Origin of the sequence: Egbenema bharatensis FJBBOT/2019, from assembly GCF_048077055.1 — a bacterium.
GTDB classification, from domain to species: Bacteria; Cyanobacteriota; Cyanobacteriia; order Elainellales; family Elainellaceae; genus Egbenema; species Egbenema bharatensis.
In genome coordinates this window covers 119122-129646 of sequence record NZ_CP182236.1, presented here as the reverse complement: position 1 = coordinate 129646, position 10525 = coordinate 119122, and the positions used below count along the sequence as shown (strand labels likewise).

At 47.9% G+C, this 10525-nt stretch carries 2 protein-coding genes; both read right to left on the bottom strand.

The features are described from left to right. Positions 1-4626, bottom strand: a complete 4626-nt coding sequence (locus ACM1PF_RS00600) for a type I polyketide synthase (RefSeq protein WP_416671488.1) — start codon at positions 4624-4626, stop codon at positions 1-3. Positions 4627-4652: 26 nt separating this feature from the next. Then, positions 4653-10058, bottom strand: coding sequence for an amino acid adenylation domain-containing protein (locus ACM1PF_RS00595; RefSeq protein WP_416671486.1), 5406 nt, complete (start codon positions 10056-10058; stop codon positions 4653-4655). Positions 10059-10525: the final 467 nt, after the last annotated feature.

Below are 10525 nucleotides of genomic sequence, written 5' to 3'. Positions count from 1 at the left end.
CTAAGAAAGTCTTGCCTGAATCTCTTCGGGGGAAAGCTTTTCGATTTCTGTTAATAGCTGGTTCATCCGATCAATTTCTGTTGTATTGGGCTGCATTCCGGCAATGACCGTCGCGAGTCCAGCCACCGTGGGGGCATCAAACAAAATTGTTTTCAAGGGCAACTCGACTTGAAAGACCTCACGCAGCCGCGATGTCACTTGCACAGCCAACAAAGAATGACCACCTAAATCAAAAAAGTTGTCGTGAATACCAACCTGCTCTAGACCTAGAAGTTGTTGCCAGATTGTGGCGATCGCTGCTTCGATTTCATTGCTCGGTGCGACATATGTACTGTGTAAATTGGGTCTGGTGTGCTTGGAACCTGTCTCTGCGATATGAGGCGATTCAATTGGCTGAACAGGATGAGACAGCATGGATTGCTCCAGCCTTACTTGCAAATCTAAGGGGGATACAATAACTTGTCCAGTGCGGTTGTGGGACATCGCCCTTTGAGTCAGCTGCCAAATCTCTGTGGGGCTTATGGCAAAATCTGCCAGTCCTGCTCTTTGGTTGGTTGAGTCAGGCGGTTCAAGCTGACAAACATCCCAATTGAGGCACAACCAAGGAACGGAACGAGCTTGATTCTGTTGAGCAATGAAAGCATCCAGAAACAAATTTGCCGCCGAGTAAGCGGACAGCCCTAATCCTCCCACAACAGATGAAAGTGAGGATTGCACCAAACAGAAATCGATCGAGTCTGGTAATACTTCTGCTAACGTTGCCAATCCTCTAACTTTGCTGTAAAAGTGATGTTCCCAATGCTGGCGATCGAGTTGTTGAATCGCGCAAGCAGATTCAACCGTACTCATCGGGCTAACGTAAATCACGCCATGAATGGCACCAAACTGTTCAGAGACTCGATCGATTGCTGCCCGAAACTGAGTTGAATCGACGATATCCACTTCAAGCAGCGTGAGTTGAACACCTGTCGCTTCAAGCTTTTGTAATTGACAGATACGGCGACTGATGGGATCAGTCTTATCGTGGCTTGCCAGCCATGTTTCCCAAACATGACGTTCTGGAATGCCAATACGTCCAACCAGTGCAACCTGAGCCTGGAAATTCTCAATCAACATTTCAGCATAGATCCATCCCAAACTATTCTCTAATTCACCTGCAATAAGATAAGTTCCCTGCGTTTTGAAGCGAGGATAATGTTGGGTTGTCTCTGGTAAACGAAATGGTTCAAAGGTTTGAACCCATCGGTGGGAACCTCGGTAAGCCACTGTTTCATTTCTTGGTGTGAACAGTTCCGCTAGTAGGTAATTGATGGGCGAGCTTTCCTGAAGTGGACCCGTGGACGGCAGTAGGATGTCAATACTCTGGCACGTCAAATGGGGATACTCTTGGGAAATCGTTTTACAAGCCCCTAGCACCGTCGCCTTTTCAGGAACCAACGCTTCAGTTCCAATCACGTCATGCAGGTGATTGGTCACGACAGCGATCGGCAGAGGGTGATGAACGCGCTGTCTATCAAGGGCTTTCACCAGAAAAATCAGGCTATAGAATCCATAGGACTGATAGGTTTCAAACGCTTTTAGAGAAAGGTGCGCCGTTGAAGATGATTCTAGATTAGAGGTAATCCCCCAACAGTGTAAGACTCGCTGTGGCGGTTGAGGCAGCGATCGCATTTTTTGCAGCAAGAGATCATAGTCCTGCTGCTGCTGGGGATTGAGAACATAAGCGCGATCGTTGACCTGCGCGAATTGCTCCCCAATTTCCACGGTGATTACCGTTTGCCCCATTTGTTCCAGATGATGAGCAATTTGTGATGCAACACCACAGGTATCTACAAAAACGAGCCAGCCAGAATTCTCCGATCGGTTTTGCGCTGCGCTAGATGGTAGTGGGGTACGCTGCCATGAAGGGACATAAAACCAATCAGCTAAGTCAGGCTTACGTCTGGTTGGAAGTAACCGCTGGCTGGCTATTTCGAGTGCATGTTGCGGCTCAATCCAATAGCGTTGCCGCTCAAAGGGATAGGTGGGTAAGGGCACCCGTTGACGACGTTCGTGCTGATAGAAATTGCCCCAATCAATCGAAACCCCCTGCAACCAGAGCCGCCCGATCGTATCCAAGATCAATGCCATATCGAATTGCTGATCATGAGGATGCCGTAAGGAGGTGAGAACCACTTGCCCACTCACCGGATGTTGTTTGGCAAACGTACTCAGTGTCCGCCCCGGACCAACTTCCAATAGGATACGATTGGGTTCTTGATTGAACTCCGTCATTCCATCGGCAAATCGTACCGTGTGGCGCAATTGCTTTGCCCAATAATTGGGATCGGTTGCTTGATCAGATGTTAGCCAAGTGCCTGTAACGTTGGAAATCAAAGGGATGTTAGGAGGATTCAGCTTTATTGTGCTGGCGACTGCTCGAAAGGGTTCGACTGCACCCTCCATCATGTCGGAATGGAAGGCATGAGAGGTTTGTAATAAACGGCTCTGAATTCCTTCTTTTGCCAACCGATCGTGCAAATCATTAATGGCAGTATGAGAACCGGATATCACACAAAGGGTAGGGGCATTACTGGCAGCTAAAGCTAAACCCGGCTTTAACCAGGGTTGGATTTCTGATGCCGAGAGGGGAACAGAAAGCATAGCTCCGGTGGGCTGCTGCTGCATTAGGCGACCGCGAACCACCACAAGAGACAGAGCATCCTCCAGGGAAAAAACCCCCGCCAAACAGGCTGCGACATATTCACCAATGCTGTGTCCTATCAGAGCTTGAGGCTGAATTCCCCAACTCATCCACAACTGCGCTAAAGCATATTCCACCACAAATAAAGCAGGTTGCGCGATCGCTGTCTGCTTCAATTGCTGTGCAGTGGCTTCCTGTTGTTCGGTGGAAGGATACAAGAGCGATCGTAAATCTAAGTTCAGTTCATCTTTTAACCGATCGCAGCACTCATCCAGATTTGATCGAAATACGGGTTCTGTTTTGTACAATTCCTGCCCCATTCCCACATATTGAGTACCTTGTCCGGGAAACAAAAACGTAACGGGACGATCGCCTGAATCCGGTTTACTCAACTCATGGGTGATCACATGCTGCGGGTCGCAAGCGTCCAAATGCGAGATAGCTTCATCAATGGTTTGGCAAACCACCATTCGGCGATGTTCAAAAGCTTTACGTCCCGTTTGCAAGGTATGGGCAACATCTGCTAGCGGTAATTCAGGCTGTTGTTTGAGGTGAGTGACAAGATTGGTTGTCACCATTTCCAATGCCGACTGAGTTTTGGCTGAAAGCAGTAACAATTGCCAGGGGCGAGCAGAACCAGAACGTTTAATGGCAGGGGCTTCTTCAAGAACTACATGGGCATTTGTGCCACCAATGCCAAAGGAACTGACACCGGCACGACGCGGTGTTCCATTCCGGTGCCAATCCGCGAGGGACGTATTCACGTAAAAGGGACTATTGGGAAAATCAATTTGAGGGTTGGGCTGCTCAAAATGAAGACTGGGGGGAATTTGTTGATGTTTGAATGCCAGAACCGTTTTGATTAAACTAGCAATGCCAGCCGCCGTGTCTAAGTGACCAATATTTGTTTTCACAGAACCGATCGCACAAAATCCGGTGCGGTTTGTAGCCGACCGAAACGCTTGAGTCAGTGCCGCAATTTCGATCGGATCACCTAATGCAGTTCCTGTTCCATGCGTTTCCACATAGCTGATGCTCTCTGGAGAAACGTCTGCAAGGGCGATCGCCTCCAAAATCACTTCAGCCTGCCCCTCCACGCTGGGAGCGGTGTATCCCACTTTCAGCGAGCCATCATTGTTGACTGCCGAGCCTTTAATCACAGCATGAATGGTGTCACCGTCCGCGATCGCCTCTTCTAATCGTTTCAGCACTACAACCCCAACACCGCTGCCAAAAACCGTACCCTGCGCGTTGGCATCAAAGGCACGACAGTGACCATCGGGTGATAAGATACCACCTTCTTGATAGGAATAGCCTGACTTCTGCGGAATGGTTAAGCTAATTCCGCCAGCTAATGCCATGTCACATTGGTAATTCAGCAAGCTTTGGCAGGCTAAATTAACAGCGACCAATGAAGTAGAACAAGCCGTTTGCACATCAATACTGGGGCCTTTAAGATTGAGCTTATAGGAGACCCGCGTTGTTAAAAAATCTTTGTCGCTACCAATTAGGGCTTGGTGCAATCCAACTGATTCAATCAGTTCTTGATTTAAACGAATATTTTTATATAAATAACCATTCCAACCTGCCCCCGCGTAGGCACCAATCCGACCGTCATACACTTCAGGATTGTAGCCAGCCATTTCCAAAGCTTCCCAGGCACACTCCAGAAAAAGTCGATGCTGTGGATCGGTAATTTCAGCTTCTTTCGGATTAAACCCAAAAAAATCGGCATCAAACTGATCAATTCCTTCCAGAAAAGATCCTGCTTTAACGTAATTGGGAGACTTTAAGGAATCGAGCGGAACCCCTGAAGCCAATAATTCTTCATCAGTGAACCTGGCAATCGATTCAACCCCATTCTGCAAATTCTGCCAAAATTGATCAAGATTCTTGGCTCCTGGAAATTGACCCGCCATACCAACAATGGCAATTCCTTCCATTGGTTTAACCTCTATTTTTTTAGGTGTTATTTTCTGCCGTATCCCATTAGTTGTTTGCGCCGATCGATCGCGGCTTTTTGTTTCTGCGCTCGGTCTAGAACCTGCTGGGATGGAAACAATGCGGCTTTATCTTGATTTAAATAGCTTGCCAAAGATTTGATCGTGGGGTATTTAAACATTTCAACAACCGGAATTGTTCGCTGCATTAATACTTGTAACTGGTTGTTGATCTGAACCAGCGTTAACGAATGTCCTCCAAGATCAAAGAAATTATCGTTAATACCAATCCTATCGATTTGTAGCACATCTTGCCAGAGCCTCACAATCATTTTTTCTAATTCAGTTTGAGGAGATTGATAAGAAATTTCATGAATTGGGCGATCGATTTCCTGGGGGAAAGGAAGCGATCGTCGGTCTACCTTCCCATTGGGCGTGAGGGGTAAAGTCTCTAGCAGCACAAAGAGAGTAGGCACCATGTAACTCGGTAGTTTAGATTGTAAAAAGCGGCGTAACTCACTAATCGTTGCTGCCTTAAAATCATCTTGTTGCTGCAAAGAATTTGATAATTCTGACTGTAATTCAGAACCTAAAACGATATAGGAAACTAATTTCTGATCGGCTTTTTCATGCAATATTGCTACAACAATGGCTTGTTGTATTGCTGAATGCTGATTTAACGCGCTTTCAATTTCGCCTAATTCAATGCGGAACCCTCTGAGCTTCACCTGATGGTCTAGCCGCCCCAGATACTCGATCGTGCCATCCGCTAAGTAACGCCCTAAATCCCCAGTTCGATACAGACGCGCACCTGATTCCAGGCTGAATGGATTGGGAATAAACCGCTCTGCCGTCAACTCTGGTCGCCGTAGATACCCTTGCGCTAGTTGCACCCCACCGACATATATTTCACCCACCACTCCAACCGGAACAGGTTGTCCCATTCCATCCAAAATGTAAATCTGCGTGTTGGCGATCGGGTGTCCAATTGGAATTGATGCAGGGAGGGAATCACCCGGCTGAAGCGCATATGCCGTCACATCAGCTGCTACCTCAGAACACCCATACAGGTTGAGCAGCGTACTGGCTCGAAGCGATCGGCGAAACTGCTGCACTAACTCAACGGGTAGTGGTTCTCCACTAGTGGTCATGAGCTTTAGGTGCGGTAATCGGCTCTGGAGGTCGGGGTCTGTCTCCAGCAGGACTTTCAGCAAAGATGGAACGAGGACTAAACGTGACACTTGATGACGAGCGAGGGTTGTAATCAGTTGGGATGGATCTTTGACCACAGCATCCGGAATTAGCAGGGTGGGAATCCCCTGGAGCAAGGCCCCAAAGAGTTCCCAGACAGAATCGACAAAGTTCAATGAGGTCTTTTGGCAAGCGACTTCCCCTGATGTAAAGGGATAGGATTGCCACATCCAGTGACAGCGATTGAGGATGCTATGGTGAGAACCGACCACCCCTTTGGGTGTCCCTGTCGAACCGGAGGTATAAATCACATAAGCCGGATGGTTAGCGGTTACAGTATTCTGCAAATTACGAGTTGATTGTTGAGCGATCGTTTCCCAAACCGCATCCAGATCAATCACCTGGGCGATATGTTCAGAAAACCGTTCGGCTAGCGGTTGACGGGCCAATATCACCGATGCCTGGGAGTCTGTCAGCATGAATGCCAGACGCTCTGGTGGATAGGTTGGATCTAATGGCAAATAAGCCCCACCTGCTTTGAGAACACCGAACAGACTCACCAACATTTCGATCGAGCGTTCCATACAGATGCCAATCAGCATTCCTGGAGCAATTCTCAATGATTCTAAGTAACGTCCTAATTGATTTGCTCTTTGATTTAACTCCCAGTAGGTTAATTGCTCATTTTCAAAGGCAAAGGCAATTGCATTAGGTGTGCGCTCGACTTGTCTTTCAAATAGCTGATGAATACATTGATCCTGTTCAGGATAGATTGTCTGAGTCTGGTTCCATTCCATTAATAACTGCTGCTGATCAGATGCGGTTAGCAACGGCAGTTTCGCGATCGTTTGATCAGGATGGGCTGCGATCGCGGTCAACAGCGTTTGAAAATGATTGAGCATCCGGGTGATCGTCTCTTGAGCAAACAGGTCTGTGTTGTACTCCAGAGTGGCAACCCATTGCTGCTCTTGCTCTTGGACAATCAGAGTCAAATCAAATTTCGCCGTTCCAGTATGGGTTTCCTGGCATTGAATGGATAAATTAGACTGTTGGGGGAGCGCGGTTGCAATGTTCTGGAAGATGAACATGACCTGAAAGAGCGGGTTATAGCTCAAATCTCGCTCTGGTTGAATCGCCTCAACTAATTTCTCGAAGGGAAAATCCTGGTGAGCATAGGCAGATAACGCCACTTCACGCACACGCAGTAGCAATTCTCTAAAGGTTGGTTCACCGGAGAGATCGGTTCGCAGAACGAGAACATTCACAAACAAACCAATTAACGATTCAAGTTCGGCTCGATTGCGATTGGCGATCGGAGAACCCACTAAAATATCAGTTTGTCCCGTGTAGCGGTAAAGCAAGGTGGTAAAAGCCGCGAACAAAGTCATGAACAGCGTTCCCCCTTCCTGCTGACCGAGATGCTGAAGGGCATCTGTCACCGATTTAGATAAGCCAATCGACTGTTGAGCACCTCTGAAGGTTTGAATGGGAGGACGTGGGCGATCGGTGGGCAAATCAAGCACAGGCAGCTTGCCACTTAACTGCTTCTGCCAATAGGCTAAAGCTGCCTGGAATCGCTCTCCTTGTTGCTGTTGCTGCTGCCAGTAGGCAAAGTCAATAGACTGAATGGGTAACTCGGAAAGGGGCGAGGGTTTTTCTTGGGAGAAGGCTTGATAGAGCAGCTCTAATTCCTGAATTAAAACATGAACCGACCAACCATCTGCAATGATGTGATGCAGCGTTAACAGCAATTGATGGTGTTCTGGTGCTGACCGGAGAAGCAGTACCTTAAATAACGGCTGATCGGCTAAATCAAAGGATTGTTGAGCAAATTCTGTTGACAAGCATTGAGCAGCTTGCGTTAGTTCTGGTGCTTCCTGGAGGTCAGCGATCGGTAACTCCAGCGCGGTTGGTGGAACGACGACCTGGACGGGTTGCCCTGCCTGCACCATAAAGCGAGTGCGTAGACTCTCATGCCGCTTCACAATTTCATTGAGGCTGCGGGTTAGGGCGATGAGGTTCAGCGATCCCCTGAGATGAATCACTAATGGGATGTTGTAAGTTGGAGTACCTGGAGCCAATTGATGCAGGAACCATAGCTGTCGTTGTGTTGAAGAGAGGGGATGAGTCTCGGTCGTTCTGGGAACTTTGGCGAGCGGTAGAGAAGCATCAGCGGTTGGCGTTGCCAGTTGAGTCAAAATCTTCGTTGCTAATTGGGCAATACTCAACCCTGAAAAGAAATCACTGATTGGTATATCAACTTTTAAATCTGACTCAATCCGATTTTGCAATTCAAAAACTTTGAGTGAATCGAGTCCCAGTGCCAACAGAGCATGTTGCAGGCTGACTTGAGAGGGTGAAAGTTGTAATCCCTGCGTCACCCATTCCTGGAGATAGGAGGTTAAAAGTGCGTAACTTTCGCGAGGTGGCAGTGTCAATAAATCCGATCGCTTCAGGCTACTGGCTTGCGTTACAACAGTTGTGCTTTCCAGAACGCTACTCTCAACAATCTCCAAATCTCCGGACAAAAATCCAGCTTTGCAGGCACGGCGTTGAATCTTACCACTCGACGTTTTGGGAATTGTTCCTGGCTTAATCAAAACAACGGCATAGACCTGCACTTCATGCTCTTCTGCGATCGCCTGCCGAATTGCTGCTGTAACTTCCTCAAGATCAGGTTTTTGCCGAAACTCTAATTCCTGAACAACAACTAATTTTTCTTCCTGCTGTACTTCTATAACGAAGGCAGCACTACCACCAGAGCGTAAGGATAAATGACTCTGTTCTGCGGTCAGTTCAATATCCTGTGGGTAAAGATTACGACCTCGGATAATGATTAAATCTTTCACTCGACCTGTAACGAAGAGTTCTCCATTGTGTAAGAACCCCAAATCACCCGTCCGTAAAAATGGGCCTTCCCCCGTATCCGTCAGATAAGCCTGGAAGGTTTGCGCGGTTTCATCGGGACGCTGCCAATATCCCTGTCCAACACTGGGGCCAGATACCCAAATCTCACCCACTTCACCGGAGGCACAGCGAGTTAGCGTTTCAGGATGAGCAATCACAACCTGCTGCTGGGGAACAGACTGACCGCAGCCGACTAATGCGTGAGTTTCTTCTTGCGTATAAAGGTTTGCTTCAGTGTCAACAATCCGATTCCGCTCTAGGGCAACTTTCTGAACGGTTTTAACGATCGGCAACTCCGCCTTACGCCCACCAGAAACCATGAGCGTCGCTTCTGCCATACCGTAGCAAGGGTAAAACGCTGCCGAACGAAAGCCACACTCAGCAAATTTAGCCGCAAATCGTTCCAGGGTATGCGATCGCACAGGTTCTGCCCCGTTAAATGCAACCGTCCAACTGCTTAAGTCCAGGCTCTGTCGCTGTTCCGCTGTGATTTTTTCAATGCATAACTCGTAGGCAAAATTAGGCGCACCGCTAGTCGTGCCACGATACTGAGAAATGGCTTGCAGCCAGCGATAGGGACGCTGTAAAAATGAGGCAGGCGGCATCAGGATACAAGGAAAGCCCCCGTATAATGGCTGCAAAATTCCACCAATTAGACCCATATCATGGTAGACAGGCAACCAGGAAACAAACACGCTCTCCGGCGAATGCCCCATCAACTCATAGGTGACAACCGCATTGTGGAGCAGATTTCGGTGACTGAGCATCACCCCCTTAGGCGTGCCGGTCGAACCAGAGGTATATTGCGAAAACGCTAGAGTGTCCGAATGGAGCGGTGGTATTTGCCAATCTGAGCCAGCAGCTTGAGTTAGCGTATCTGTCGTCAACCACTGCAACTGCTCCAGCCCAGCTTGCTCGGCTAACAAGGATTGAACCCTGGCTTGAATCGTTGTGGTTGTTAGAGCGATCGCCGGTTTTGCATCATTGACGACAGCCAAGATTCGTGGCGTATTGCGATGATTCCGGGGGGGATAAGCCGGTACGGCCACCACTCCAGCATAAAGACAGCCAAAAAAGGCGGCTAAGTAATCTAAGCCAGGCGGGTAGAGGAGCAGTGCCCGTTCCCCTGTTAATCCTTGTGCTTGGAGTTGAGCTGCGATCGCTCGACTCCGGCAATCCAACTCACGATAAGTCCAGCGTGCGGTCTCAGTTTCTCCATCTTGTAGAAATACGAACGCGACTTGTTCCGGTTGGTGGCGCGATCGACAACCTAAAAGATCCACCAAGGTGGAACATTCCTTGGCAAGCACCAAGAAATCATCATTACAACGAATCATTATCGGAATTCTCTCTTACTACTCTCTAATGACTCAAAAACGGATTAACAGGGACAGTGACGAATTCCACAAGGATTGTCTAAAACCATTAGCGTAAACGCAGAAACTCATGTTCTGACAGATTAAGATAATCAATCCATAAGAATGAACAGCGGTTCCACCTTTACTCACTTGCCTGGTGTCCATTAATAGAAATAATAGAAACCTGACTAAATACCGATGCAAATCTTTTACACTCGATCGCTGCTGCTAAACCTGGGGCAAACTGGAGTGCAGCCAATCTGCTAAAACCGAAACACTTTGATACTGATAAAAATTCACCTATCCTCGATCAGAGGGACTAACCTAGCACAGATGCCAATGGGCTAAGTCTGCTCCCAGTGACAACAGGGCGAATCGACTTATCAACAAACACATTTTGAATAGTAGCCCTAAGATCAATTTTTTGCAACTAGTTTGCTAGTTTA

Bases quoted from the DNA above. Each gene is read 5' to 3' on its own strand.
- ACM1PF_RS00600 (WP_416671488.1), bottom strand. From the start codon at position 4,626: ATGGAAGGAATTGCCATTGTTGGTATGGCGGGTCAATTTCCAGGAGCC.
- ACM1PF_RS00595 (WP_416671486.1), bottom strand. From the start codon at position 10,058: ATGATTCGTTGTAATGATGATTTCTTGGTGCTTGCCAAGGAATGTTCC.